The sequence below is a fragment of the Lentzea sp. NPDC020367 genome, assembly GCF_044387305.1.
Taxonomy (GTDB): domain Bacteria; phylum Actinomycetota; class Actinomycetes; order Mycobacteriales; family Pseudonocardiaceae; genus Lentzea.
In genome coordinates this window covers 662,175-687,933 of sequence record NZ_JBIRVV010000002.1, presented here as the reverse complement: position 1 = coordinate 687,933, position 25,759 = coordinate 662,175, and the positions used below count along the sequence as shown (strand labels likewise).

The following is a 25,759-nucleotide window of genomic DNA, read 5'->3' as shown; positions in this document are numbered from 1 at the left end:
AAAGGGCTATCTGGGTGACGGGATTTTCACCAGTTGAAAGCCCTCCGACACCCAACATAGACTCCCCCCGTGTCTGCCTCAACTGCGGAGGGTGTCCGCGCGGTCCGGGACAGTCATGTCAGCCCACCCGATCGCCACTTCGCGGAGGTTCTCCGGACATGGCGCTTGCTGAACGACAAGGGTCGTTTCACCGCTCGGTGATCGACGTCGTCTACAAGACCATGAACCAGCTCGCGCAGACGGACTCGCCCAACGAGGTGTTCGAACTGCGGGAGCAGCTTCGCGCTGCCCTGCCCTGGTGGCGGGGCCTGCTGCGGATGCACGAGCCGAACGAGCGGCACCGGTGCAAGTCGTGTCACGCCTGGTACGGACGGCACCGCGCGTGGCCCTGCCCGGTGTGGCGGGACGCCGTGCAGGCGTTGCACCAGCTCAACGACATGTACGGGTTTCTCGGGGCACCTCACCCGACGGACCCGCTGCCAGGGGAACGGGTGGTCGTGAGTGGTTCCGGCCGCCTCGACGACCAGAACCGCTCACGGTCGTCCTAGCCGATCAGAACGACACCTTGTCCGTGCTGTCGGCGCGCAGCACCGACTCCTGGCCGAACTGGGACTTGTAGTCGCGGCGGATCTCCTCGATCTCGCGGTTCGCGCCGCGGTCGGAGAGCGGGTACAGCAGGATCAGGACGTAGGAGTCCTCCTTGCCGCCCTTCCACTGGCCGTGCGCCTGCAACCACGTCAGCCCGTCGGGGAAGGCCGGGGTCACCTCCCGGTCCAGGAACGTCTCGAACTGCGCCGGGGTGATGGGCGTGCCGTTCTGCAGGTTGCCGCCGAAGTAGAGCTCCGTGCGCTTGTACTGCTCACCGGGGGAGGCGGCCTCCGTGCCGGCGGCGCTCGCCGAGGTGAGACCCAGCATGAGGGCCCCGACGAGCCAGGCCACGGTTCCGCGTCGTGTCGTCATGTGCACATCCAACCGGCCGGGACCCGGCCGGTTGAACGTGTTTCGCACTCTGGGAACTAACCGATCTTGAAGCTCTGCGCCGCCGACCCGTTGCAGGTCGCCTGGATCAGCTGAACGCCGTCAGCGGACCCGGCCGGCGCGGACAGGCACTTGCCGGAGTGGCGTGCCGTCAGCGTCGAGTAGCCGTCGGAGCCGGTGGTGACCCGCCACTGCTGGTTGGTGCCGCCACCGTAGGTCCAGAGGTGGATGCCCGCGTTGTCGGCGGTGGACACGTTGCTCACGTCCAGCGCCTTGGTCGAGTCGTTGCGGTACTCCACGCGCGAGTAGTCGTCGGTCGTCGCCACCACGCGGTAGTTCTGCGCGGTGGTGCCGTTGCACGCGTACTGCTGGATGACGGTGCCGTTGTTGAGACCGGCGGCCGCGGCGTCGACGCACTTGCCGTTGCCGCGGTTGACGACCGTCTTCCACTCACCCTGCGACGGCGGGGTGCCGCCACCGCCCAGCCACAGCAGGCTGTCGATGAGGAAGTTGTTCTGGGTGGCGCTCGCGAACGTGGACGACAGCGGCTTGTTCGCCGCGTAGTCCATGGCGTTGTGGCCGAAGTTCGCGTAGATCATCTTGTAGTTCTTGTTGGTCCACATGATCGGGTAGTAGCCGCTGCGCCACTGCTGGTTCGGGTCGGTGCCGAGCGGGAAGCTCGACGGGTCGACGCTCGCCAGGATCTGGATGTTCGGGTTCTGGCGCAGGTCCTTGTCCCAGCTGTACCACTCGCTGACCGCGGAGGTGAACTTCTCCGGCAACCGCAGGGTCGACGGGTGCGTGCGGGTCTCGACCTTCAGCACCGCGGTCGTCGGGCCCCAGGTGTTGCTGACGAAGTTCCCCTTGGCCAGGAACGTGTTGTGGTACCACGGCCATTCGCTCGCGTTCTGGGTGAACGCGCTGACGTGGAAGCCGAAGAACCCGCCACCGGCCTCGATGTAGCGCTGGAAGCCGGTGCGCGCGGCCGCCCCGGTGGGCGCGTCGTCGAGGAAGATCACGACCTGCGCCTGGGCCGGGGTGAGGGTGTTGAGCCGGTTCCAGTCACGGGTCGACTCGTAGGTGAAGCCGTTCTCCTGCCCCGCGCGGGTCAGCCACGGGTTCGCCTCGTTCACGAACGCGATGTGCGCCGCGTCCCAGGTTCCGTTGTAGAAAGCCAGGACCTTGAACGGGGCCGCTTGTGCCGTGCTCGTTGCCGAGAGCGAAACCGGGACGAGGGTGGCGGCGAGCATTGCCAGCAACGCCAACAGTTTTCGAGCCATTCGGGTACACACCTTCGTGTAGCAGGGGTTGCGCGCCCGAAGATCATCGTAGAGAAGGTCTAGACCTGTTGGGGACCGGGACGTTCACAGAATTCTTTTGCGCCACAACATGATCCCGCCGAGTACCGCGAGCCCTCCGAGCGCGGCCACCACGGCCGATATGCCGAACCTCGTTGCGTTGGAAGGAGGTTGTTCGGCACTCGACGCAACGGGAACGGGCCGGGGGATGCTCGACTTCGGCGCGGACGGCTTGGTGGACGGCGCCGCGGAGCTCGGGGGTGTGGCCCGCACCGGGGGTGCGGCGGCGGGTGCGGGTGCGGGCTGGGCCGCCGGTGGCGCGGGCTTCACGGCCGCGGCGATCTCGACGTCCGTGCACGAGTAGTAGGTGTCGGGCGTGTCCGTGTTCTGCCAGACCGTGTAGATGAGGTGACGCCCGGTCCGGTCCTTCGGCAGCTGCACCTTGAACTCGTAGGAGCCGTTGACCAACGGGGGAGAGGGCACGTTCAGGAACTGGTCGAGGTCCGCCCACCGCAGCGGCGCGGCGGGGGAGTAGCCGTCGCGGGTCACGTAGAACCGGAACGAGCCCTGGTGCGGGATCGTCGCCTTGTACGTGAAGCCCGTGCTCTTCAGCTTCGTCACCGGCCAGTCCGCGGACGGCGTGTCCAGCCCGCCGTACTTCGCGAGCCCGGCGCTGCACAGCTTGCCGTCGGGAACCTTGGCCTCGTCCTGGCCGCGCACGTTCGGGAGCCGGATGTTGTCCCACTCCTTGGACGGCAACCCCGCCGCGATGGCGCTGCGGCAGAGCGGGGATGATGCTGTGGGCTGACCTGGCGAACACAGGAAAGCCCTGCTCGCGGGGTCAGTGGGCGCGCCATGGGCGTGCGCGGGAACCACGGAGAGCATCATGAGCAGCGATAGCACGCCCAAAAGGCGAAACACAGGCACCTCCCCTTCCTTCTAGGGGTACGCGTGCCAGACCCGAGTCGTTCACGGAAGATGTATTGACATGTCCTTCGCTGATGAGGTGTCCGCGGCCGCAGCCCGGCTCGGCGGTGTCGCACGCACGACGCCGCTCGAGGTCAACCAGCGGTTGTCCGAGAGGACCGGGGCGCGCGTGTGGTTCAAGCGCGAGGACCTTCAGGTCGGCCGCTCCTACAAGCTGCGTGGCGCCTTCAACCTGCTCTGCCAGACCGAGTTCGCGTTCGGTGGAGCGGTCTGCGCGTCGGCCGGCAACCACGGCCAGGGCATGGCGTACGCCTGCCGCCGCCTCGGCATCGAGGGCCGCGTGCACGTCCCGCGGACCACGCCGCGCCAGAAACGCGACCGCATCCACGCCCTCGGGCAGGGCATGGTCCAGCTGGTCGTGGACGGCGACACCTACGACGACGCGGCCGCGCTGGCGAAGGAGTACGCGCAGCAGACCGGCGCGACCCTCGTCCCGGCCTTCGACGACCGCCGCACGGTCGCGGGCCAGGGCACCGTCGGCCTGGAGATCGTCCAGCAGCTCGGCGGCGCGCCCGACGTGATCGTGGTGCCCGTCGGCGGCGGTGGCCTGCTCTCCGGCGTCGGCACGTGGTTCAGGGAGCGCTTCCCGCGCACCCGGATCATCGGCGTGGAGCCGGCCGGTGCCGCGAGCATGATCGCCGCGATCCAGGCAGGCGGCCCCGTGACGCTGCCCGAGGTGGACTCGTTCGTCGACGGCGCCGCGGTCCGCCGCGCCGGTGAGGTGACGTTCCCGATGGTGCGCGACAGCGGCGCCGAGCTCCTCACCGTGTCCGAGGGCGCGGTCTGCACGGAGATGCTGGAGCTGTACCAGATCGACGGCATCGTCGCGGAGCCCGCGGGCGCGCTGGCCTCGGCCGCGCTGCTGGAGGAGATCTCCGTCGCGCCGGACTCCACGGTCGTGTGCCTGCTCTCGGGCGGCAACAACGACGTCTCGCGCTACGCCGAGATCGTCGAGCGGTCCATGATCCACCGCGGCTTGAAGCACTGGTTCCTGGTCGAGTTCCCGCAGGAGCCGGGCGCGCTGCGCCGGTTCCTCGACGACGTGCTCGGCAAGGACGACGACATCGTCCAGTTCGAGTACATGAAGCGGGACAACCGGGAGACCGGGGCCGCGCTGGTGTGCATCGAACTGAGTCGCCGCGAGGACTACGACCTGCTGTGGGGGCGGATGAAGGAGTCCCCGCTCAAGATCCAGCACGTGGAGCCGGGGTCGACGGCGTACCGCTTCCTGATCTAGGCCGTGCTCACGCGGTGCAGCACGGCGCCGGTCGCGACGTCGATGATCTCGACCAGGTAGGCCGAGCGCTGGACCGCCACCCACGGCAGTCCGTGGTGGCGGAGCACGGGACCGTCGAACTCGACGACCGTGCGCACGTCCTCCAGCGTCCGCGCCCGGACGACGGCGCCCTCGCGGGTCAGCAGCGCCGGTCGATCGTCGAACTCGGTCAGCCCGAGGACCTCCTCGGCCGGTGGCACGGAGATGATCTCGCCGTCCCGCCCGAACCCCCACGTCACCCAGCCGCTGTCGCGTCGCGCGGCGGTGTTGCGGCTCGGTGCGAACAGCGACACGCCCGCGGCGTCGAGAACGGTGTGGAAGGGATAGCTCTCGGGCTGGTGCACCTTGGAGGTCGACGGTTCGAGTGTCACGTGGCCGGGAGACCAGCTGAACCGCCACCACAGTCCGGCGCGGCGGAAGTAGACGCGGTAGTCCCAGCACTCCACCGCGTGGAGGTAGAGCGGCGACAGATCGCGCCCGGCCTCGTCGGCCACGCTGAAGTCGATCGGAACGCGCAGGTTGCGCATGATCGTGTCGTGGTCGTCCTCGTAGTGCACGAACAGTTCGCCGTCGACCTCGATGAGCGCGTGCAGGCCCGTTCTGGACACGTAGGTTGCGGCGAGCACGGGGCCGGGGAGCCGGACCTTGGTCATCGGTGCGTCAGGCTCCCACAGCACCACCTCGTCAGGCCGGTGACCACGCGCGAGGAGGAACGGTTTCTGGCTGGGGAAGACCGGGAACCGCAGCACGGTGCCGCGTGCCCCGGGCTCCAGCAACCGCCGGCACTCCTGTTCGGACGGTGGCCGGAACTCGAACCGCTCCTCGCCGATCGTGACGCGCACGAGCCCGTCGCCGTCCTCCGCGATGGTCACCGGGCGTCCAGGCTGACGTTTCTGGGAAACAGCTTTCTTGAGCCTGGCCAGCCATCCCCTGCGCGGAGCTGTGGGAAGGACCTCGACCTGTTCGCCCGCCCGTTCCAGCGCCACGACCACGGCCAGCCGCACCAGATCCAGTCGCGCGGTGGAGTTCTCCAGGTCTGCCGGAAGCAGCGTCCGGCCTGTATGCGGTGCCGTGCCGGCGATCGCGTTCACCATCGCGCGGAACTCCGGACCGAGCTCCGCTTCCGTTCCTGCGTGCATCTTCGTCCCCCCAGACGTCGGCAGGGGACGATCCTCTCAGGACAGGGGCGTGCCGGGCACCCCGGTTCGCGGAATGCCCGGCACCTGGTCGGGTACTACGGCTTGGGCGGACAGACCTTCCAGGCGAAGTGGTAGGTCGTCTCGATGGACCCGTCGGTCGAGTCCATCGCGATGAAGCTGGTGACCTTCTTCGGGTCGGACGTGCCCGCCATGACCCGCAGCTCCGTGTTGATGTTGAAGTTCCGCTTCTCGCCACAGGGGTGGTAGACGATGGCGGCCACGTCGGTCGTGTCCGTCGCCTGCCAGTCGTCGCTGAGCGGGCCCTTGTAGTTGTGCTGCTTGTACTCGGTCTGCGACATGCCCTGGAAGTAGTAGTTGGCCTTCTCCAGGGCCGTGGCGCCGCGTTCGAGGTGCGCGAAGCCGCGGTAGTCGGTGGACGCGATGCCGTAGGTGAAGCCGGACGGCACGTTGACGCGCAGGTTCAGCTGGCAGTTCTTGCGGAAGTCGGTGGGCAGGGCCTGAGGGCCGACCTGCGCCATGAACTCGCTGTAGGTGACGGTGAACGCCTTGTTGTCCGGGCTCACGGCGACGGCGGCCGTTCCCGCCCGGCAGCCTGAACCGTTGATGGTCACGACGTCGATGGTGATGTTCTCCGGCGGGGGCGTGTCGCCGGGGGCGCCACCGGGGGGAATGATGATCGTCGACATCGCGAGCGCGGCCGCGGCGAGTGTGGTGAGCATGGGGCACCTTTCCGTCTGGGGTTCAACGAAATGAACGGGCGGCGGCAATCGGTGCCTGGATCAGCAACGCTTCCAGGAGAACTGGTACTTCGTGCTCACACTGCTGTCCGTGGAATCCATCGTCATGAAGCTGTTCAACTTCGACGCGGTTCCGGCGTTCACGCGCAGTTCGGTGTTGATGTTCAGGTGGCGGACTTCCCCGCACGGCGCGTAGATGATTTCCGACACCGTCGCGCGGTCGGTGGCCTGCCAGTTGTCGCTCTTCGGGCCGGTGAACGTGTGGGTGCGGCTCGCGGTCTGCGACATGCCCTGGAAGTAGTAGTTCCCCTTCTCCGTGCCCGTGGCGCCCTGCTGCAGGTTGGCGAATCCGCGGTAGTCGGCCTGGGCGATGCCGAACGTGAAGCCCTGCGGGTAGCTCACTCTGATGTTGAGCTGGCAGTTCTTCCGGAAGTCGGTGGGGCCTGAGCCCTGTCCGGCCTGGGCCAGGTACTGGCTGTACGTGACCGTGAAAGCCGTGCGGTCGTCCGCGGCCGCGACGGCGGCGGTGCCGGCGGGACAGCCGGAACCGTTCACGGTGACGACGTCGATCGTCACGAAATCAGGAACATCGGGTGCTGCGTTCGCGACCGGCGCGGTCAGGACCGCGGACAGCGCGAGGGCAGCAGCCGCCACCGTTTTCAGCATGGTCAGCCTTTCCAAACATGACTGCGGTAGCGGCGGCGGAATTCAGACGATATCGGAAACCCTGCGTGGTGACGGGCCGCCGAATGGGTGACTGAATTGATCGTCAATGCCAGGATGAATTCACGACGAATTGCACGACCGAAATCTTCGGCCGTGCGCGAACTATGTTCACTCACCGTGCAGGGAATTGACCTGACGATTGTCTGACGATCGCCGGTGGCTGCGCCGTCCGAGTGGCGCGCGGCACAGCGGCACCCCGGGAAGAAGCGCTCCCGGCCGAGCGTTGACACTGACGACACAGTCCAACCTCGACGAGGAGTGCGCCTGATGGCTCCCGACCAGCTGACCGTCTACTCGACCTCATGGTGCGGCTACTGCCGGATCCTGAAGAGCTCGCTCGACCGCGAAGGCATCGAGTACGTCGAGATCAACATCGAGGAGACGCCGGGCGCGGCCGACTTCGTGATGGAGGTGAACGGCGGCAACCGCACGGTGCCGACCGTCCACTTCCCGAACGGCGCGGCGCTCACGAACCCGTCGCTGGCGCAGGTGAAGGAACAGCTCGCCGCGTAACTACTCGTAGAGGAACGCGGTGGTCGACTGACCGTCGAGCGTCTCCCGGATGATGTCCGCGTGGCCCGCGTGCTGCGCGGTCTCCCGGATCAGGTGCAGCACGATTCGCCTGATGGACATCGGCTGCGGGTTCTGGTCCCAGGGTGCGGACGGCAGCGGCACCAGCTTGTCGAGCGAAGCGGTGCGCACGGCCTCATCGGTCGTGCGCACCGCTTCGTCGTAGGACTCCAGCAACGCGTCGAGGTCGTCGCCGGTCCAGGTGTACTGATCCCAGTCGAGCATGCCGGGCGGAGTGCCGGGCTGTTCGGTCAGGATGTGGGTCCAGCCGCGCTCACACCAGGTGAGATGCTTGAGCAACCCACCCAGCGTGAGCTCGCTGACGGTCGTGCGCTTCACCGCTTCTTCGGCGGTGAGACCCTGCACTGTGACGCGGAAGGTCCTGCGCTGATCGTTCAGCTCGTGCAACAGGTCGTTGAGCTCCATGGTCATTCATTGAAGCTACGACCGAACCAGGACCACTCAAGTCCTAGTCAGGGCGACCACTAGCAGTAGAGGCCGCCGCCCGTCGGCACACCGAGGATCTGCGTGAACCGCGTGTAGCTGTCGACGCGGCTCTGGACCTGCGCCGGGTTGCGGCCGTCGCACTCCAGTGAACCGTTGATGCTGCGGATCGACTGTCCGAACCCGGAGCCGTTGGTCATGGCCGCGTGTCCGGTCATCGAGCCGGGACCGGACTGCGTGTTCCAGTACCAGAGGCCCGTCTTCCACGCGATCGGCGCCTGCTGCTCGACCCATTCCGGGTGGGTCAGCAGGTCGAGACCGAGCGCGTCGCCGGCCGCCTTGTAGTTGAAGTTCCACGACAGCTGGATCGGGCCGCGGCCGTAGTAGTTCCGTTCGCCCGCAGGGCAGCCGTAGGGCCTGCCCCAGTCGCAGTAGACGCCCGGCGTGATCTCCCTGATGTACCTGAGGCCGCCGGTCTCGTGCGAGACGTTCGCGAGGAACGCCGCCGCTTCCTGCTTCGAGACCGTGTCGCCACCGGTCTTCGCGAAGGCGGGGTACGCGCTCATGGCCTCGACGAGACCGCCGTAGGTGTAGAACGGGTCGCGGGTGCCTTGGAACATCTGGTTGAACTGGGCTTCGCTGACGACGAAGCTGCCGCCACCACCGCCCCCGCCACCATTGCAGTTGTGGGGTTCCCAGAACCACGTGGAGATGGTCGGGTCGTAGCCGGGGTTGTCGTGCTCGGCGATGTAGTAGGAACCGTTGAACCGCACGATGTTGCCCGTGTAGTACTGCCGGCCCGCGACCCAGTCCGTGGCGCTGGTGCAGGTACCGCCGCCACCTCCACCGCCGTCACAGCTGGTCGGGTCCCAGAACCAGGTGGAGATGGTCGGGTCGTAGCCGGGGTTGTCGTGCTCGGCGATGTAGTAGGAACCGTTGAAGCGCACGATGTTGCCGGTGTAGTACTGCTTGCCGGCAACCCAGTCGGTGGCCGTGCAGGCCTGTGCGGACACTTCCGCCTGGGATGACGCGGTCGGTGCGATGACGGCCACGGTCGCCGCCATCACCACCGCCGCGAGAGACGCCAGAATTCGTTTTCTCAGCAAGGTCACTCACTCCTGGAGTCTTGCGCCCGGAGGATCAGGTATGTGAACAGCGCTGAGATTGGCACCAATGGTCCAGACCAGTCAAGGGTCTAGACCTGTTTTGTCACTAGCAGTACAGGTTCGATCCCGTTGCGACACCGATGATCGAGGTGAAGGAGCGGTACTTCGAGACGCGGCTCTCCACCGTGCCGGGGTTGCGGCCGTCGCACTCCAGGGATCCGTTGATGCTGCGGATCGTCTGGCCGAAGCCGCGCGAGTTGACCATCGCGTTGTGCGGGGTCATGGTGCCAGGCCCGTTCTGCGTCATCCAGTACCAGATCGCGGTCCGCCAGGAGACGGTCGCGTCCGTGGCCACCCGCTCGGGGTTGTTGAGCAGGTTGATGCCGAGGTAGTCGCCGGCCGCCTTGTAGTTGAAGTTCCACGACAGCTGGATCGGGCCGCGGCCGTAGTACTTCTGGGGCGAGGGACAGCCGTAGGGCCGGGTCTCGTCGCAGTAGTCGCCGTTCTGGTTGATCTCGCGGATGTAGTGGAGACCTCCGGTCTCGTGCGAGACGTTGGCCAGGAACGCCGCGAGCTCCTGCTTCTTCACCGTGTCGCTGCCCTGGTTCGCGAACGAGCCGAACGTGGCCATCGCGTTCTTCAGGCCGCTGTAGGTGTAGAAGGCGTCGCGTTGCGGGGTCGGGAACATGTTCTTGAACTGCGTCTCGGTGATGATGAACTGCGCTGCCGTCGCCGGCTGAACGAACGTGAAGACGCCGATCAGCGCGACGAACAGGGCGGCGGCGCGGGTCCTGAGCATGGGACCAACTCCTCGGAGTGTCAGGGCGGCCACTGCGTGTTACCGCTCTCACGGTGGCAGGCAAGAACTCCGAGCACAAGAGGTGGTCTATACCTTTTAGATACGTGAACCGGTTCGTCAGGAACCGGAGCCGTAGGGCCTGGTGATGATCTCCAGCGCGTGGCCGTCCGGGTCGTTCCAGTAGACGCCGCGCCCGCCGTCGTTGCGGTTGATCTGCTGGGGCTGGGAGTGGAACGGGTCGGCCCAGTACTCGAGGCCGCGTTCCTGGACGCGGCCGAAGATCTGGTCGAACTCCTCCTCGGTCACCAGGAACGCGTAGTGCTGCCCGGTGATCGGGCCGGACACGGTCATGTAGTCGAGCGAGACGCCGTTCGCGACCTCGACGACGAGGAACGGGCCGTAGCGCACCGGGTCGGGCAGGCCGAGCAGTTCGGTGAGGAACCGGGCGGAGACGTTCTGGTCGCTGACGTGGACGATGGTGTGGTTGAGCTGTACGGGCATGCCTCCTGCTTACTCGGGTGTCAGGGAGTTGTCAGCGCGAACGGCGATGATCACCCGCATGAAGAGGGCCATCATCGCCGCCGCGTTCGTGCTGCTCGGTTTCGTCTCTCCCGGTGTCGCCAACGCGGAGACGCCGCCCGGTTGCGCCAGCGCCGCGCAGATCGGGTCGACCGGGTACATCAAGTGGCGTGGCAACAACATCGCGTCCGTGAAGCAGTTCGCCGGGTGCGGGTCGAACTACTCCTACGTCTACGTCTGGGAAAGCTTCCGCGCCACCGGTCGTTACTGGGGAACGCAGACCGCGATCGCCGTCTACAGCAGTGCCGGCGACAGCACGCCGAACTCCTACAAGGGCGGCAACAGCAGCCAGTTCGCCCCCGTCGAGCTGTGGGGCAAGCCGGCCTCCACCCTGTCCCAGTGCACTGCCGCCTACGGCATGGTCAGCGTCCAGCAGGACGACAACTTCACCGCGTTCTCCAGCAAGCGCTGCTGACTAGCCGCGAATCGAGAACACCGGCCACGTGCCCGTGTGGTTGGTCTTGCGGGTCTCGTAGTCGATGGTGTTGGCCACCAGGTCGCTCGGCCGGTTCTCCACGAAGTTCGCGTAGAACGTCGTGTCGGCACCGGCCGAGTACGGCACCGTCAGGTCGTGCTTCGCCGTCACAGACCCGCCCGGCGTCCACGACTTCACCAGCAACCGCTTGCGATCCGCGCTGGCGTAGGAGAAGTCGACGCCGTTGCCGGTCGCGGCGAGGTCCTTGAACAACGACGTCGAGGTGTCGACCGTCGTGGAAGTCCAGGCGCCACCGGCGAAACGCGCGAGCACGATCTTGGCGCTGGTGCTGGTGTGCACGCCGTAGCCCAGCACGAGCGAGCCGTCGTTCAACGGCACCGTCACCGGGTTCTCCTCGGGAAGGTCCTTGCCGCCGGGGAGATCGGTCGGGTTCGTCGTGACGACCCTGGCCTTGTCGGTGTCCGAGGAGTCGATCACCGTGCCGAGCGACGCGCCGCCGACCGTGAACAGGTTGCCGGACGCCGTGTCGAAGTAGGCGACGTAGATGTTCTTGCCGCCGCCGTTGTGGCCCTTGGGTCCGCCGTGCAGCGACCAGGTCAGGTACACGCGGCCGTTGCGGTGCGTCACGCCGAACGCGTACACCTCGGCGTACTTGTCGGCCGTGCGCCCGGAGTCGATGATCGTGCGCGGTGCGGACCACGTCTTGCCGTTGTCCGTCGACTTGATCACCTTGTACGTGCGGTACGGGTACGACAGATCCGTGTTGTGGCTGTAGAACAGGTGGATCGTGTTCCCGGTGACGATCGGTTCGGGGTAGGTGTTCTTGTCCGTGCTGATCGTCCGCGCGGTCCACGTGCCCGTGATCGACCGCGGCGTGGGTGCGGTGTAGAGCTGCATCGACGTCGTGTGCGTGGCCCGGAAGATCGCGAGCCTGCCGTCGCCGAGCTGCGTGAGCACCGGGTAGTCGTGATAGGCGTTGTCGTGCGTCAGGTTCAGCGTGGCGACCTTGACCGCCGCCGACCACGAGTTCGCGGCGTGGTCGAACGCCTTGACGTAGATGTCGTGCTTGGACCCCGAGTACGTCACGAACGTCTTGCCGGCCGTGGCGTCGTACACGCCCGCGCCGTTGGTGCGCAGGCACCCGTAGACGCTCGCCGTGGTGACCGTGTCGAGAGTGGGCGCGGCCTGCGCCGGATGACAAAACGCGACAAGAAGCAGCAGCGTTGCGGCCAATGCGCGCATCGCCGACCTCCGATGGGTGTCGGGGCGGCGACGATCAGACAATACTGCCTCCCATGCGGACACTGGTTGTAGTCGGGCTGTTACTGGGGTTAACAGTCCCTGCTCAAGCGGCACAGGCGGACGAGGATCCTTCGTCGTTGGTGAATCCCTTCGTGGGCACGCAGAACTTCGGCAACACCTTCCCGGGTGCCTCGGTGCCGTTCGGGATGGTGCAGGTCAGCCCTGATACGGGAGGTCAGGGCGGGTACGACTACAAGGCCACCTCCATCTACGGCTTCTCGCAGACACACCTGTCGGGCGTGGGCTGCGGCGTCATGGGCGAGCTGCCGGTCATGCCGACGGTCGGGTCCGTTGACAACGTTGACATCAACGCTTACAAGTCCGATTTCAGTCATTCGGACGAGACCGCGCAGCCCGGGTACTACCGCGTCCGGCTGCCTCGCTACGGAGTGAACGCCGAGCTCACGGCCACGCAGCGGACCGGGTGGCAGCGCTACACGTTCCCTTCGAGTGGCGCGGCGAACGTCCTGTTCAACACCGGACGGTCCAACCAGACGGTGCTGGACTCGGAGATCCACGTCGTCGGTGACCGGACGATCGAGGGCCGGGTGCGCAACGGCCGGTTCTGCGCGGGCAAGGACGAGCACACCGTGTACTTCACGGCCACGTTCGACCGCCCGTTCGCGTCCTTCGGCGCGTGGCGGGGGAGCGCTCCCACGCCGGGCGTCCGGGACGCGACCGGCACCGGTGGCAACGGCGCCTGGGTCACGTTCGACGCCACCGCCGACCGGGACGTCGTGCTGAAGCTCGGCCTGTCCTACACCGGCATCGAGGGCGCGCGGAAGAACCTCGCGGCGGAGGCTCCTTCCAGCGACTTCGACGGCGCGGTCGCGGCCGCCAAGGACGTCTGGAAGAAGCAGCTGGACGCGGTGCGGATCTCCGGTGGGCCACGGGACCGGCAGGTCGCGTTCTACACCGCGCTCTACCACTCGGTGCTGCACCCGAACCTCGCCGGTGACGTCGACGGCAAGTACATGGGCTTCGACGGCAAGGTGCGGACGGCCTCGGGCTACACGCCGTACCAGAACTTCTCGCTGTGGGACACGTACAGACCACAGAACCAGCTCCTGCAGATCCTGGAACCGAAGGTCGCCCGTGACGTCGCACTGTCCGTCGTGGCCAGTGGACGGGATGGCGGATGGTTGCCGCGCTGGGCTCTGGCGTCGTCCGAGACCAACATCATGACCGGTGACCCGGTGACGCCGTTCCTCGTCGAGGCCTGGTCGAAGGGACTGCTGAAGGGCTACGAGGAGGAGACGTACAAGCTGTTGCGCGCCAACGCCACGTCGTTGCCTCCGGCCGAATCGCCGTACAACGGGCGATCGGGTGTCACCTACTACAACGACCGCGGTTACATCCCGTCCGGCCTGGAGCTGGGCAAGGACTGCGCGCACAAGGGCGGCGACAACGACTGCGTGCACCCGGCCTCCGCGACCCTGGAGTACTCGGCCGCCGACGCGTCACTCGCGTTGATGGCCAAGGGGCTGGGCAAGAAGGCCGACGCGCGCCTGTTCGCCGACCGCGGCCAGTGGTACCGCAATTTGTGGGACGCCTCGATCGGCCAGTTCCGGCCGCGCACCGCCGCGGGCACGTGGCTGACGCCGTACAACCCGGTCGACGCCTCGCACCAGTTCCACGAGGGCGGCGCCTACCAGTACCAGTGGCTGGTGCCGCAGGACCCGGCCGGACTGGTGTCGCTGATGGGCGGGCGCAAGGAGACCGAGAAGCGGCTCGACTCGTTCTTCGCCTACGAGAAGCTGCTCGCCGACCCGGCCGGCACCGCACGGCACGACTGGATCACCGAGCCGTACGACTACTACGGCAAGCCCACCTACAACCCGAACAACGAACCGGACCTGCTCGCGCCGTACATGTACCTGTGGTCGGGCACGCCGTCGAAGACCGCGACGGTCGTGCGGGCGGCGATGACGTTGTTCACCACCGGCCCGGACGGCATGACGGGCAACGACGACCTGGGCACGATGTCGGCCTGGTACGTCTTCTCGTCGCTGGGCATCTACCCGACGTTCAACGGCGCGGACTTCGTCGCGTTGTCCTCGCCGCAGTTCGAGTCCGCGACCGTCCGAATCGGACAGTACGGTTCGCAGGGCGGGACGCTGACCGTGACGGCGCCAGGGGTCTCGGACACCAACCGGTACGTCAAGAGCGTGTCGTTCGGTGGTCGTGACGTCCGCAAGACCTGGCTGTCCTGGTCTTCGTTGCAGCGCGGCGGAAAGCTCGCCCACCAGGTGTCGTCGAAGCCCTCGTCGTGGGGAACCGGACGGGGTGACGAACCGCCTTCGCTCAACGACGGCAACGAGGACTCGCGTCGTGCGCTGTCCGCGTCGTTGCGCAACTCCGAGATCGTGCTGCCGACTTCGGAGTCCGCGCAGTCTTTGACGGTGCAGCTCGACGTGCTGGCCCAGTCGCCGGGGGCCACGACCGTGCGGCCGGTCGCCACCGTGCCCGCGGGCTGGAAGGTGAGCGGTGCCAAGCCGTTCGTGATCGTGTCGCGGCACCTGCCGACGCAGAAGACGGTGCCGTTGACGCTGACCGTGCCCGCCGGGGTGGCTCCTGGCTCGTACGAGGTCCCGGTGCAGGTGGAGTCCGTGGCGCTGAAGGTGGTGGTGGAGGTCAAACCGGCCGCGCTGTGCGCGTTCTCGACGTGTTCGGTGGACGTGACGCCGGAGCTCAACCACGACGGCACGGCGACGGTCGCCGACTCCGCGTCCGGGAACTTCGACGGCGGCGGCTGGAGCTACGACGCGGCCCTGCTGCCCCCGGCCGGGCCCGTCACGTGGGGCGGCATCACCTACCAGGCGCCTGACCCCACCGGGACGAAGCCGAACTTCGTGGAGGCACGCGGGCAGGGGCTCCTGCTGCCCACCGGCCAGTTCTCGTGGCTGCACGTCGTGGGCTCGTCGCACAACGGACCGGTGTCGACCGCCTTCACCGTCTGGTACACCGACGGCACCTCGGCCGAGGTCGTGGCCTCGGTGGCGGACTGGGCGGGCGGCGGCCCGACCGTGCTGGAGATGCCGCACCGCATCAAGGCGGGGCAGGGCGTCGACGGGCCGCCGGTCCGGTTGTTCGGTCAGTCGCTGAGGCTGGACGCCGCGAAGACGGTCCGTTCGGTCACGCTGCCCGACGATCCGCGGGTGGAGCTGTACGCGCTGACGCTGGCGTGACCAGTGCTGGCCGGGGTGCCCGCTTGATGAACCGTTCCGCGGGCACCTCGACCAGCCGGTACAGCAGCCAGGCGGCGAGCATCGACACCACGAACATCCCGAGTGCCGCCACCAGCGGGAACGCGTGGACGTCGAGGAGCTTCTCGCTGATCCGGATGACGATCTGGTGGACCATGTAGAACGCGAACGACACGGTCCCCAGCCACACCATCGGCTTCGAGCGCCACGGCGATGACTTGCCGGTGAGGTCGGCGACCGCCGCGGCCGGGATCAACAGCGCGAGCGGGATGACGGTGCCCGCGACGTACGGGAACGACGCCGGCAGGTACCACGACCCGACGTACGCGGCCACGAACAGCGCGCTCGCGGGCCACAACCCGAGACCGATCCACTTCCCCTGCTGCACGACCCGCGCCATCGCCATGCCGAGCACGAACTCCAATGCGCGCACCGGCGGGAAGACGAATACGAACCAGTATTCGACGTGGCCCGGCATTGACAGTGCGACGATCGGAACTGTCAAAATTGTGAACACCGCCGCACTTGCGATCAGCCACGGCTTGCGCATCCGCCATTTGATCAGCAGCGGGAACGCCAGATAGAACGCCAATTCGCACGACAATGACCATGCCGGGGTGTTGAGGCTGAAGTAGACGCTCTCGGCGGGAAACCACGCCTGGATCAGCGACAGGTTCGCCAGTGCCGTCGCAGGGGTCACCGCGGCGGCGGCGACCAGCACGACGAGCCAGGTCGCGACGTGGTTGGGGAAGATCTTCGCCGCTCGGCGCCGCCAGACGGTCGCCGGCGCGGTGCCCGGCCTGGCGGACCAGGTGAGCACGAATCCGGACAGGATGAAGAAGAAACTGACCCCCGTCGCACCCTGGCGGAAGGGCACGTCCAGATACGGCCACAACCCTGCCGTGCTGATGTGGAATCCGAACACGATGAACGCCGCGATGAATCTCATCCCGGTCAGCGAAGGCAATCGCCCCAGATTCTCTGCCGCCCCGTGGTTCTGCACGCCGGTGGATTCGCGGCCTTTTGGAGCGTTGTTACACGGTGGTCCGAACAGCGGAACAATTCTACTCTGAGTCGCCCAGTGAACGGCAATGTATTCGTTATGGGCAGGGAATAGGATTCGCATGTGGAGCGACTCAAGAGCGGTGTCCGGTCCCGCGTCTGGGCGGACGGGGACCGGATCGTCAAGCAGGTGGTCGGCGACCAGGTGGCGTTCGAGCGCGAGGTCACCGCGCTCAGGCTCGCCGAGCACACCGGCGTGGTGCCGCGCGTCCTCGACGTCGACCACGAGGAGCGGACCGTGGTGCTCGAACGCTTGCGCTCCGACCCGTTCGGGGAGGACTGGGTGATCGACTACGCCCGCGGCCTCGCCCGCCTCCACAGGGCCACCGGACCGGAGCACGCCGGGCTGCTGCCCCGCCAGGCGGTCCCGGACCCCGCCCCGTTCCTGCGGTTCGTGCGGGCGCTGGAGGTCGAGATCGGGGGCGCCGAGAACGAGCTGGTGTTCGAGGACTCCGGGAAGTTCGACCTGCTGCACGGCGACCCGTGCCCCGGCAACGACATGTACTCACCGCGGGGCGCGAGGTTCGTCGACTTCGAGGGCGCGGCGCTGGGGGACGGGCTGACCGAGGTCGTCTACCTCCGCATCGGCTTCCCGACCTGCGCGACCGTCAGCGAGACGCCCCGGGAGCTGCGGGAGGCCGCCGAGCAGGCCTACTTCGAGGAACGCGGCTTCACCGCCGGGCTCGAAGACGCGTGCGTGCGGTGGCTCGTCAACGGCGACGCGCTGGTGCAGCGCGCCGAGCGGGACGGCACCGACCACCTCGCCAGGGTCGTCGACGAGGACTGGTTCTGGTACAGCACCACGGCGCGCGGCCGGCTGATGTTCCGGGCGAAGGTCGTGGCGACGTTCACCGAGACCCACCCGGAGACGAGTGCGCTCGCGCAGCGGTTGCTCGACCGGATGGGCCAGGTCTGGGAGCCGCAGCCGATCGACGCCCGCCGCACGCACATCTCATGACCAGGCGGACAGCTTCAGCCCCGAGGTGAACGACCGGTCGACGCCCGAAACGGGATCCACAAAGGACAACGTGCGGGCGAGGAGTTGAAGGGGTGACGAGAAGTCGTCCAGCGGACGTTCTTGCAACACGGGGTAGAAGTCGTCGTTCACGATCGGCACGCCGAGCCCGGACATGTGCAGCCGCAGCTGGTGGGTGCGGCCGGTCACCGGCTTGAGGTGGTAGCGGCCGAGGGAACCGCGATGCTCCACAAGGGACACGTGGGTCTCGGCGTTCGGCTCGCCGTCCTCCTCGAACGCGGTGATGATGCCGCGTTCCTTGATGATCCGCGACCGCACCACGCGGGGCAGCTCCAGCGCCGGGTCGTACGGGGCGATCGCCTCGTACTCCTTGCGCACCACGCGATCGCGGAACATCGTCTGGTACTTGCCGCGCAGCTCCCGGCGCACCACGAACAGCACGAGCCCGGCCGTGACGCGGTCCAGCCGGTGCGCGGGCGAGAGCTCCGGCAGGCCCAGCGAGTCGCGCAGCTTCACCAGCGCGGTCTGCATGATGTGCTGACCGCGCGGGATCGTCGCGAGGAAGTGCGGCTTGTCCGCCACCACGATGTCGTCGTCCTGGTGGACGACGCCGACCTCGAACGGCACCGGCACCTCGACGGGCAGGTCGCGGTGGAACCAGATGTAGGAGTCGGGCACGAACGGCGCGTCCACTCCCAACGGGCCGGAGACGCTCCAGATCCGTTCCTCGGCCAGCATCTCGTCGATGCGCTCGACCGCCACCCGCGGCAGACGTTCCACGAGGTGTTCGCGCAGGGACAGCCAAGGGCCTTCCGGCGGCAGCTTCAACCGCGCCGCGTCCAGGCCGTTGCGCTGGGGGAGAGGGGAGGAGGGTTTGCGTCTCATCGCACCGGCCAGTCTAAATGTTCGGGAAAACCGAACGATATCGCTCGCAAACATTCGCTGTACTGAAGGGACGGCGGAAACAAGACTGAACACATGTCGGTCTTCCTCGTCCTCGGCTCGGTCGTCTCACTGCAGTTCGGCGCGGCGTTCGCGAACCAGCTCTTCGGCCAGATCGGCGCTCCCGGCGCCACGGCCCTGCGGCTCGGCATCGCGGCGTTGATGCTGGCCGTGGTCGTGCGGCCGAAGTTCCGCCAGGAGACGCTCGTGCTCGGGATGACCATGGCCGGCATGAACGGCACGTTCTACCTCGCGATCGACCGGATTCCGCTCGGCGTCGCGGTGACGATCGAGTTCCTCGGACCGCTCGGGCTCGCGGCGGCGCTGAGCCGGCGCCCCAGGGACTTCGTGTGGGTCGTGCTGGCGCTCGCCGGTGTCGTCGTCCTGGGCGTGCACGAGTACACGGGCGCGAAGCTTGACCTCATCGGCGTGGTGCTCGCGTTGTTCGCGGCCGCGTTCTGGGCCTGCTACGTGCTGGCCGGCCGCAAGCTCGCGACGGCAGGGCTCGGCACCGGCGGTCTCGCGGGGGCGAGCCTGATCGCGGCGGCGCTCACCCTGCCGTACGGGCTGTCGACGGCCGGCGCCACGTTGTTCGAGCCCAAGATCCTGCTGCTCGGCACGCTGGTGGCACTGCTCGCGTCCGCTATCCCGTACACCCTGGAGATCAGGGCGCTCAAGACGTTGCAGCCCAGCACGTTCGGCGTGGTGCTCGCGCTCGAACCCGCCGCGGCCGCGCTGGCAGGCGCGTTGCTGCTCGGCCAGCACCTGAGCGTGATCTCGTTGTGCGGCATCGCCCTGGTGATCACGGCAGGTGTTGGAGCGGCGCTACGGAAAGCGCCAGCGCCTCCCGGAACGCCCGAACGGCCGGATGCTGACCTCGTCCTGCCCGTGCCGCAGTGAACAGCAGCCGAGACATCGGCACCGGCAGTTCGTGCAGGTCGACGGCGACCTCGCGGTCGTACCAGATGAGGTCCGGCAGCAACGCGACCGCCAGACCCCGTTCCACGAACCGCAGCTTCACCAGCACGTCGGTGGAGGAGAAGCGGACGTCCGGCTCGAAGCCGTTGTGGCGACACCAGTTCACGTTGAAGATCCGTTGCGGGAAGCCCTCGGTCTCCATGATCCACGGGTAGGAGCCGATCTCGTCGACCGGCAGTCCACGTGGGACGGCCAGCCGGATCGGGTCCCGGCACAGTTCCCGGTACTCGAGGCCGGTGAACCGGGCCTCCGGCTGGTCCGGCCACTCCTCCACGAAGACGAGGTCGAAGTCCCTGGCGTTCAACGCGGAAAGCGCTTCCGCGGGGTCGAGCACCTGGAACTCGATCCGAAGTGACGGATGCTCGTCTCTCATGCGTGCCAACGTCGCCGGGATCAGCGCCAGTGCCGCGGTCTGGAACGTCGCGACCCGCAGCGTGCCGGTGATCTCGTGCAGCGACGCGGCCACCTCGGACTCGGCCTGGTCCAGCCGCGCGAGCACCTCTTCGGTGTGCCGAACCAGGATCTCGGCCTGCGGCGTGAGCTTCACCCGCCTGCCGACCGGTTCCAGCAGGGGCACGCCGACCTCGGATTCCAGCAGGGAGAGCTGCTGCGACACCGACGACGGGCTGTAGTTCAGCGCCTGCGCGACGGCGGCGAGCGTCCCCCTTTGGGAAAGTTCACGCAGCAGTCGCAGACGATGGAGGTCGAACATTCGATCAGTATCGGCTACTCTCGCGATACCGCCCCCTGAGAAAACGTGCTGTCCTCAGCACGCTTTGAGGAGGTATCGGTATGTCCAAACGACTCCGCACCGTCGCGGGGATCGCGCTGGCAGCCGGTCTGCTCGTGTCGGTCTCACCGGCGCGGGCACAGGTCGAGACGGGTCCCTGGACCAGCTACTCGCCGTCGTTCACCGTTCAGGAACGCGGCTGCGGCAACGTCAACAACCTCACGTTCCAGCTCACCTGCTCGACCGCGAGCGGTGACCAGCGTGCCGAGCGGCGTTACGCCACTTACACCGGCGGCACGCGCCAGTTCGAGGGGAGCTTCCGGATCACGAGTCTCGGCGGCACCCGCATCAGTCTCAAGCAGACGTTCCGGGAAGCTCCCAGCGCCGGACCGTTCTGGATGCTCGCCGTGGAACGCGGCGGCCGGCTTTACGCCGTGCACGGGGGCGACACCATCGCCACCGGCGCGACCGTGGGGGCGACCGTGCGCGTGAACACCGTGCACAACACGGCCACGGAACACCGCACGTACATCAACGGCTCGCGTGCGCACACCTACGCGAGTTCGGGTACGAGCTTCTACGACAAGTTCGGCGCGTACAGGACGTCCAGCGGTCAAGGACCTGCCACGGTCGTCTGGAGCAACATCAAGTTCTGGCGCAAGTGATCCGACGCACGACTGCTTTGGTGCTCCTGCTGTTCTTGGCTGCCTGTGGCCAGGAACAGCAGGACCCCGTGCTGACGTCCGAGCTGACCTCGCCGATCGACGTGACGCTGAAGTGGCGTCCGGAGGCGGGGTCGGCCGGGCAGGTCGTCGAGTACGCGAACGCGGCCGACGGCGAGTACACGATCCTGGAGTTCGCGCCACCGGCGAAGGACACCTACACGCATCCTGACCTGATCCCGGAAACCCAGTTCTACTACCGGGTCCGGCCGTTCGTCGGACCCGCTTCGGCCACTGTGGACGTCGCGCTGCCCCCTGGTGACGACGTGCCGGAGATCGAGGGGCCGGACTGGACCGCGCCGGTGCGCAAGGGCGGGGGCGCGAAACCCGTGACCTCACCCGAGGCGGCGGCGACGGGCCTGAAGGCGGAGGTGAAGCACGCCAACGGGATCCTGTTCACCTGGGAGGACCGCGCGTCCGACGAGGACGGGTACCTGATCGAGGTCAGGCCGGCGGGCGCGGCGGACTACCGCGTCGCCGTGCAGCTCGACCCGGACACCACCTCGTACGGGGTGATCACACTTCCAGACGAGAAAACCGCGACCTATCGGGTGCGGGCGTTCCGGTTCGGGTCACCGTCGAACCTGACGCACCAGACGACGGGGAAGGCCTGACCGCCTGTCTGGCACTCCACGCGCTCGCGGCGAGAAGTAACGCCGCGAGCGCGTAGGGCCAGGTCGTTCTCTCCGTCACGGCCAGTGCGACGTTGATCGCCGCGAGCAGGCCGAACACGCTGGTCAGCAGCCACCAGGTCAGTTGATCTTCACGTGTGAGAGCGCTCATGCGGGTGGGCTACCCGTTTTCGAGCTCCCTCACACCTTCTTCCTCTTCTTTTTTCTCGCCGCGGCGGCGCATGAACCCGAAGCCGGGGATGCCGAGGATCGCCTGGCGCATGTCGCTGGTGACCTCCAGCAGCTGGTGCACCTCGGGACCGACCTTGTCGAGGGTCGCGAGGATCGGCAGGATGTCGCTGGTCAGGTGCTCCGTCAGCACCGGCAGCTCGTCCACGAGCTTGATCGCGGCCTCGACCTCGTGCGGCGAGAGCTCGTCCACGAACCGCTGCGCGAGCGGCTGGGCCTTCTTGGCGATCGGCTCGAACATGCCGATCAGCTCGTTGGCCGTGTGCGCGGTGTGGCCCGCCGTCGTGACGACCAGCCCGGCCCGTTCGGCGACGTCGCTCGCGCTCGCCGTGATCGCGCGGACCTCGTCGACGGCCTTCTCCGCGTCGGCCACGACATTGGCCGTGCGGTCGACCAGGTCGCCAGCTTTGGCGACGATGCCGTCGACGGCGTCGATCGTGCCGTTGACCTTGCGGACGAGCTGTTCGACCTCGCCGATCAGGCTCAGCACGCGGGCCGGAACGGCCGCGACGGCCACTGTCGTGTCGAGGGCGGTGTTGAGCGCCTGCTTGGCAAGTCCCATGCCGGGGATTTCCATGCGTCCACTCTGCCTTACGCGTTGGTCGATTCGGGGTAACGCCATTCGGTTTTCAAAACTGCCGGTCGGCATCCATCACCATTCCCGATGTCTGCCAGTCGGCTGACCAGGCGAACCGGGAACCATGCGCCGCCCGAAGTTGTCAGAGCCGGGGGTTAGCATCCCCGGCGGGCGAGGGAGGGCGCGTTATGTCTTGGTGGCACCGGATCAGACGCATTATCTCCGGTGGAGGGCGGGAATCGGCGAGTTTCGTCGCGGCACTGCTGGGTGTTCTGGTGCTCGCGGGCGCCGCGCTCGGGCAGGGCATCTCGCGCACGTCGGTCGCGGTGTCGGACGGGCTCACCTGGCTGGGCGATGACCAGCGCGGCGAGGTCGTGCAGGTCAACCCGGTGTCGGGCAAGCCGCAGACGCGGTTGCAGATCAGCGGTCCCGACTCGCAGCTCGAGATCGCGCAGGAGGACGGCCGGCTGATCGTCCTGAACCGGCGCACCGGCGAGATCACCGTCATCGACCTCGCGACGCTGCTCGCCTCCGGCCGCCGGCAGGCGCCGCCCGGCGCGACGAGCAAGGTGCTGGTGGCGAACGGGCTCGTGTTCGTCGTCGACCGCGCGGCCGGCACCGTGCACACCGCCGACCCGTTGTCGCTGGCCGACATCGGGCAGACCTGGCAGGCAGGGCAGCCCCTGGCCGACGCCGTCGTGGACGAGCGCGGGGTGCTGTGGCTGGTCGATCACGGTGGCACGTTGCGGTCCCTGGACTGGTCGGACGACGAGGAGCGGTTCCAGGAGCGCTCGCAGCGCCAGGTCACCGGTGCCGGGCCCCGCACCGTGCTGGTGCCGCACGACCAGGGCGTCACCCTCATCGGCCTCGACGGCGGTGTCGTGGTGCGCGACGGCACGGGTGAGGACGTGGACTCGTCCACCGACCGCTCGGACGCCGAGGTGATCGCCGCGCAGACCTCGCCGCTGGACCTGGTGCCCGCGTCGGTGCCGTCGTCCTCGGTCGTGGTGCTGGTCGTCGGCCGTGAGGTCCTCCGCGTCGACGTCGGCGCGATGGGGTGCCCGAACCCCGGACGGCCCGCGGTGTTCCGCGACAAGGTCTACGTGCCCTGCAAGGGATCCGGCAAGGTCATCATCCTCGACCGCGGCGGCAACCGCGGTGGCGACGACGTGCGCACGTCCGGCGGTTCCGACCCCGAGCTCGTGTTCGACGACGGCCGGTTGTTCGTCAACGTGCCCGGTTCGTCCACGGGTGTGCTGGTCGACGCGGACGGCGCGACGCGGTCGCTGACGATCCGCAGTCCCGAGGTCCCGGTGAAGGACCCGGACCGCTCGCCGCCGCCGTCCGTGCCGCCGCCTCCGCCGCCGAACCCGAACGAGCCGACGAAGCCGCCGCGCAACCCCGGCCTGAACAACGGTCCGACGACCGAGGTGCAGCCTCCGCCGTCGACCCCTGTTTCCACCCCGCCGTCGGCCGGTGGCACGGCTCCGGCCGCGCCCGCCGGGGTGACCGTGCGGGAGAAGTCGCGCAACTCCTCCGCGCTCGTCGTGACGGTGAGCTGGACCGCCGCCGCGTCGACCGATCCGGTCGTGGGGTACACCGTGTCGGGTTCCGGCTCGTTCAGCGGTGGCTCGGTGTCGGCTCAGTCGGCTGGTACGTCCACTGATCTGTCTGTGCCGTGCACGGGTTCCACGTTCTGCACGAGCGGCAGGCTCGACGTGACGGTGCGGGCCTCGACGGCGTCGACGGCCGGTGCCGCGGGCATGGCCGCGTTCACCGTGACGCCGCCCGCGAACACCCCGCCGCCCAACACGCCCCCGCCGAACACCCCGCCCCCGAACACGCCTCCGCCCAACACCCCGCCGCCGACCACGACCACCACCACGCCGCCGCCACCTCCGCCTCCGCCGTCGTTGCCGACCGCGGGTGCCGTGGTGATCACCTCCATCACCGGCGGTCCGCGGATTCCGTCGCGCACGGTGAACATGGCGCCGCCGGCGGACTGGGCGAGCCACAACGGTCGCTGCGAGGTCGTCAACACGACGTGGGAGTACGCCGTCGGCATCGCGTGCAGCGCCACCAGTGTCCGCATCTCGCTGGAGGAAGGTCCGAACCGCATCGTCGTGCGCGCTTACGCGGCGACCGGGGGTGGCCAGGTCGAGTCGGCGGGCAAGAACGCGACGCTGATCCTGGACGAGTGCGGGGGCAAGCCCGGCTGCGTCCCGCGGATGGCACCGGCGGGAGCCGGCACCGCCCCGATGGGTGCGGGCGGTCTGGGTCTGCTGGCGTGTGCGTTCCTGCTGCGCATCGGTGTTCGTCGTGGAGATGAGGAAAAGTGATCGACACCGGTGAGGTTTCCGCCTTCCGCGACCTGCACACCCGCCTCGGCGACGCGGTCGAGAGCGCGGTGCGCGGCAAGCGCGACGTGATCGACCTGGTGCTGGTGGCGATGTTCGCGGGCGGCCACGTGCTGCTGGAGGACGTGCCCGGTACGGGGAAGACGACGCTGGCGCGTGCCGTCGCCGGCGCGTTGGGTGGTCTGTCGCGGCGCGTGCAGTTCACGCCCGACCTGCTGCCGTCCGACGTCACGGGCACCTCGGTCTACGACCCGCAGACGGGCCAGATCCGGTTCCGGCCGGGTCCGGTGTTCGCGAACATCGTGCTGGCCGACGAGATCAACCGCGCGGCCGCCAAGACGCAGTCCGCGCTGCTCGAGGTCATGGAGGAGCGCACCGTCACGATCGACGGCATCGGGCACGCGGTGCCGGACCCGTTCCTCGTGGTGGCGACGCAGAACCCGATCGACCTCGACGGCACCTACCGGCTGCCCGAGGCGCAGCTCGACAGGTTCATGCTGCGCACCTCGATCGGCTACCCGTCGGTCGAGGACGAGCTGGACGTGCTGCGTCCCGGCAGCGGCGCGGGCCGGATCGCCGACGTGCGCACGGTGTCGTCGCCGCGCGAGATCAGCTCGTTCAGCGGACGGTTGCAGCTGCTGCACGTCGCCGACCCGATCCTGCAGTACATCTCGTCGGTGGGCACCGGTACCCGTACCGACGAACGGTTGCGGCTCGGCACCTCGACGCGTGGTCTGCGGACCCTCGTGCGCTGCGCGCAGGTCTACGCGGCGTCGAAGGGGCGGCATTTCGTCGTGCCGCAGGACGTTCAGGACATCGCCGAGCCGGTGCTGGCCCACCGCCTGGTGCTGACGCGGGAGAGCGTCCTGTCGGGCGTGACGACGGCCGAGGTGCTGTCCGACGTGCTGTCGCGCGTGGCGGTGCCCAAGCCCGCGGCGCAATGAGACTCAC

General features: G+C 67.9%; 26 protein-coding genes. 11 read left to right on the top strand and 15 right to left on the bottom strand.

The features are described from left to right. Positions 1 to 158 precede the first annotated feature (158 nt). Complete coding sequence (locus ACH413_RS10380) at positions 159 to 548, top strand: hypothetical protein (RefSeq protein WP_360030586.1); 390 nt, start codon at positions 159 to 161, stop codon at positions 546 to 548. A gap of 4 nt (positions 549 to 552) precedes the next feature. On the opposite strand, the gene ACH413_RS10375 is transcribed toward ACH413_RS10380, so the two are convergent. The 3 genes from ACH413_RS10375 to ACH413_RS10365 all read right to left on the bottom strand — a co-directional run bounded on the left by ACH413_RS10375 (position 553) and on the right by ACH413_RS10365 (position 3,179). Continuing rightward, entirely contained in the window at positions 553 to 960 is a 408-nt protein-coding gene (locus ACH413_RS10375) for a DUF3574 domain-containing protein (protein WP_360030584.1), read from the bottom strand. A gap of 56 nt (positions 961 to 1,016) precedes the next feature. Next, entirely contained in the window at positions 1,017 to 2,258 is a 1,242-nt protein-coding gene (locus tag ACH413_RS10370) for a ThuA domain-containing protein (RefSeq protein WP_360030582.1), read from the bottom strand. Between the two features lie 84 nt (positions 2,259 to 2,342). Continuing rightward, a complete protein-coding gene (locus ACH413_RS10365) occupies positions 2,343 to 3,179 on the bottom strand; it encodes a lytic polysaccharide monooxygenase (protein WP_360030581.1) in 837 nt (278 codons plus the stop codon). A gap of 85 nt (positions 3,180 to 3,264) precedes the next feature. Between ACH413_RS10365 and ilvA the strand changes: the two genes are divergently transcribed. Next, positions 3,265 to 4,500, top strand: coding sequence for a threonine ammonia-lyase IlvA (ilvA, locus tag ACH413_RS10360; protein ID WP_360030579.1), 1,236 nt, complete (start codon positions 3,265 to 3,267; stop codon positions 4,498 to 4,500). Here ilvA and ACH413_RS10355 read toward each other — a convergent pair. The 3 genes from ACH413_RS10355 to ACH413_RS10345 form a co-directional block, all read right to left on the bottom strand. Then, positions 4,497 to 5,678 (bottom strand): hypothetical protein, encoded by a 1,182-nt coding sequence (locus tag ACH413_RS10355; RefSeq protein ID WP_360030577.1) that lies wholly within the window; start codon positions 5,676 to 5,678, stop codon positions 4,497 to 4,499. The two genes, ilvA and ACH413_RS10355, sit on opposite strands and share 4 nt — an antisense overlap. Before the next feature lie 95 nt (positions 5,679 to 5,773). Beyond that, entirely contained in the window at positions 5,774 to 6,385 is a 612-nt protein-coding gene (locus ACH413_RS10350) for a DUF4360 domain-containing protein (protein WP_396424967.1), read from the bottom strand. A 93-nt stretch (positions 6,386 to 6,478) separates the two neighbouring features. After that, positions 6,479 to 7,102, bottom strand: a complete 624-nt coding sequence (locus ACH413_RS10345) for a DUF4360 domain-containing protein (RefSeq protein WP_360030575.1) — start codon at positions 7,100 to 7,102, stop codon at positions 6,479 to 6,481. A gap of 327 nt (positions 7,103 to 7,429) precedes the next feature. On the opposite strand from ACH413_RS10345, the gene ACH413_RS10340 reads away from it, so the two are divergent. Then, positions 7,430 to 7,675 carry a mycoredoxin gene (locus ACH413_RS10340; protein WP_090069138.1) on the top strand — a complete coding sequence of 82 codons (246 nt, stop codon included), beginning with the start codon at positions 7,430 to 7,432 and terminating at the stop codon, positions 7,673 to 7,675. Here the strand turns inward: ACH413_RS10340 and ACH413_RS10335 are convergent, their stop codons facing one another. From ACH413_RS10335 to ACH413_RS10320, 4 genes are all read right to left on the bottom strand, one after another. After that, complete coding sequence (locus ACH413_RS10335; protein ID WP_360030573.1) at positions 7,676 to 8,164, bottom strand: DinB family protein; 489 nt, start codon at positions 8,162 to 8,164, stop codon at positions 7,676 to 7,678. It abuts the gene before it with no gap. Between the two features lie 53 nt (positions 8,165 to 8,217). Next, complete coding sequence (locus tag ACH413_RS10330; RefSeq protein ID WP_360031269.1) at positions 8,218 to 9,282, bottom strand: chitinase; 1,065 nt, start codon at positions 9,280 to 9,282, stop codon at positions 8,218 to 8,220. A 106-nt stretch (positions 9,283 to 9,388) separates the two neighbouring features. After that, positions 9,389 to 10,081: a chitinase gene (locus tag ACH413_RS10325; protein WP_360030571.1), complete on the bottom strand. Its 693-nt coding sequence runs from the start codon at positions 10,079 to 10,081 to the stop codon at positions 9,389 to 9,391. 117 nt (positions 10,082 to 10,198) lie between these two features. Beyond that, positions 10,199 to 10,582: a VOC family protein gene (locus tag ACH413_RS10320; protein WP_360030570.1), complete on the bottom strand. Its 384-nt coding sequence runs from the start codon at positions 10,580 to 10,582 to the stop codon at positions 10,199 to 10,201. Between the two features lie 58 nt (positions 10,583 to 10,640). On the opposite strand from ACH413_RS10320, the gene ACH413_RS10315 reads away from it, so the two are divergent. Further along, positions 10,641 to 11,075, top strand: a complete 435-nt coding sequence (locus ACH413_RS10315; RefSeq protein ID WP_360030568.1) for a hypothetical protein — start codon at positions 10,641 to 10,643, stop codon at positions 11,073 to 11,075. Here the strand turns inward: ACH413_RS10315 and ACH413_RS10310 are convergent, their stop codons facing one another. Continuing rightward, positions 11,076 to 12,338: a BNR-4 repeat-containing protein gene (locus tag ACH413_RS10310; RefSeq protein ID WP_360030566.1), complete on the bottom strand. Its 1,263-nt coding sequence runs from the start codon at positions 12,336 to 12,338 to the stop codon at positions 11,076 to 11,078. Positions 12,339 to 12,391: 53 nt separating this feature from the next. On the opposite strand from ACH413_RS10310, the gene ACH413_RS10305 reads away from it, so the two are divergent. Continuing rightward, on the top strand, positions 12,392 to 15,586 hold the full coding sequence (locus ACH413_RS10305) for a GH92 family glycosyl hydrolase (protein WP_396424942.1): 3,195 nt from the start codon (positions 12,392 to 12,394) through the stop codon (positions 15,584 to 15,586). On the opposite strand, the gene ACH413_RS10300 is transcribed toward ACH413_RS10305, so the two are convergent. After that, on the bottom strand, positions 15,534 to 16,553 hold the full coding sequence (locus ACH413_RS10300; RefSeq protein WP_360030562.1) for an acyltransferase: 1,020 nt from the start codon (positions 16,551 to 16,553) through the stop codon (positions 15,534 to 15,536). The genes ACH413_RS10305 and ACH413_RS10300 overlap by 53 nt on opposite strands. 177 nt (positions 16,554 to 16,730) lie before the next feature. On the opposite strand from ACH413_RS10300, the gene ACH413_RS10295 reads away from it, so the two are divergent. Beyond that, positions 16,731 to 17,624, top strand: a complete 894-nt coding sequence (locus tag ACH413_RS10295; protein WP_360030560.1) for a hypothetical protein — start codon at positions 16,731 to 16,733, stop codon at positions 17,622 to 17,624. Here ACH413_RS10295 and ACH413_RS10290 read toward each other — a convergent pair. Beyond that, the gene (locus ACH413_RS10290) at positions 17,619 to 18,527 is read right to left on the bottom strand and encodes an RluA family pseudouridine synthase (RefSeq protein ID WP_360030559.1); all 909 of its coding nucleotides are present in this window, start codon (positions 18,525 to 18,527) and stop codon (positions 17,619 to 17,621) included. The two genes, ACH413_RS10295 and ACH413_RS10290, sit on opposite strands and share 6 nt — an antisense overlap. A gap of 93 nt (positions 18,528 to 18,620) precedes the next feature. Here ACH413_RS10290 and ACH413_RS10285 point away from each other — a divergent pair, with 93 nt between their 5' ends. After that, positions 18,621 to 19,484 (top strand): EamA family transporter, encoded by an 864-nt coding sequence (locus tag ACH413_RS10285; protein ID WP_360030557.1) that lies wholly within the window; start codon positions 18,621 to 18,623, stop codon positions 19,482 to 19,484. Here the strand turns inward: ACH413_RS10285 and ACH413_RS10280 are convergent. Next, positions 19,387 to 20,274 (bottom strand): LysR substrate-binding domain-containing protein, encoded by an 888-nt coding sequence (locus tag ACH413_RS10280; protein ID WP_360030555.1) that lies wholly within the window; start codon positions 20,272 to 20,274, stop codon positions 19,387 to 19,389. The genes ACH413_RS10285 and ACH413_RS10280 overlap by 98 nt on opposite strands. Before the next feature lie 80 nt (positions 20,275 to 20,354). On the opposite strand from ACH413_RS10280, the gene ACH413_RS10275 reads away from it, so the two are divergent. Together ACH413_RS10275 and ACH413_RS10270 are read left to right on the top strand one after the other, a co-directional pair. Next, positions 20,355 to 20,957, top strand: a complete 603-nt coding sequence (locus ACH413_RS10275) for a hypothetical protein (protein ID WP_360030553.1) — start codon at positions 20,355 to 20,357, stop codon at positions 20,955 to 20,957. Continuing rightward, entirely contained in the window at positions 20,954 to 21,628 is a 675-nt protein-coding gene (locus tag ACH413_RS10270) for a fibronectin type III domain-containing protein (protein WP_396424940.1), read from the top strand. Before ACH413_RS10275 ends, ACH413_RS10270 begins: the two co-directional genes overlap by 4 nt. Positions 21,629 to 21,806: 178 nt before the next feature. Here ACH413_RS10270 and ACH413_RS10265 read toward each other — a convergent pair whose 3' ends face one another. Then, positions 21,807 to 22,451 carry a hypothetical protein gene (locus ACH413_RS10265; RefSeq protein ID WP_360030549.1) on the bottom strand — a complete coding sequence of 215 codons (645 nt, stop codon included), beginning with the start codon at positions 22,449 to 22,451 and terminating at the stop codon, positions 21,807 to 21,809. Positions 22,452 to 22,639: 188 nt separating this feature from the next. On the opposite strand from ACH413_RS10265, the gene ACH413_RS10260 reads away from it, so the two are divergent. Together ACH413_RS10260 and ACH413_RS10255 are read left to right on the top strand one after the other, a co-directional pair. After that, positions 22,640 to 24,790: a hypothetical protein gene (locus tag ACH413_RS10260; RefSeq protein ID WP_360030547.1), complete on the top strand. Its 2,151-nt coding sequence runs from the start codon at positions 22,640 to 22,642 to the stop codon at positions 24,788 to 24,790. Then, entirely contained in the window at positions 24,787 to 25,752 is a 966-nt protein-coding gene (locus tag ACH413_RS10255) for a MoxR family ATPase (protein ID WP_218164304.1), read from the top strand. The genes ACH413_RS10260 and ACH413_RS10255 overlap by 4 nt, the downstream gene beginning before the upstream one ends. The last annotated feature ends 7 nt before the right edge of the window (positions 25,753 to 25,759 follow it).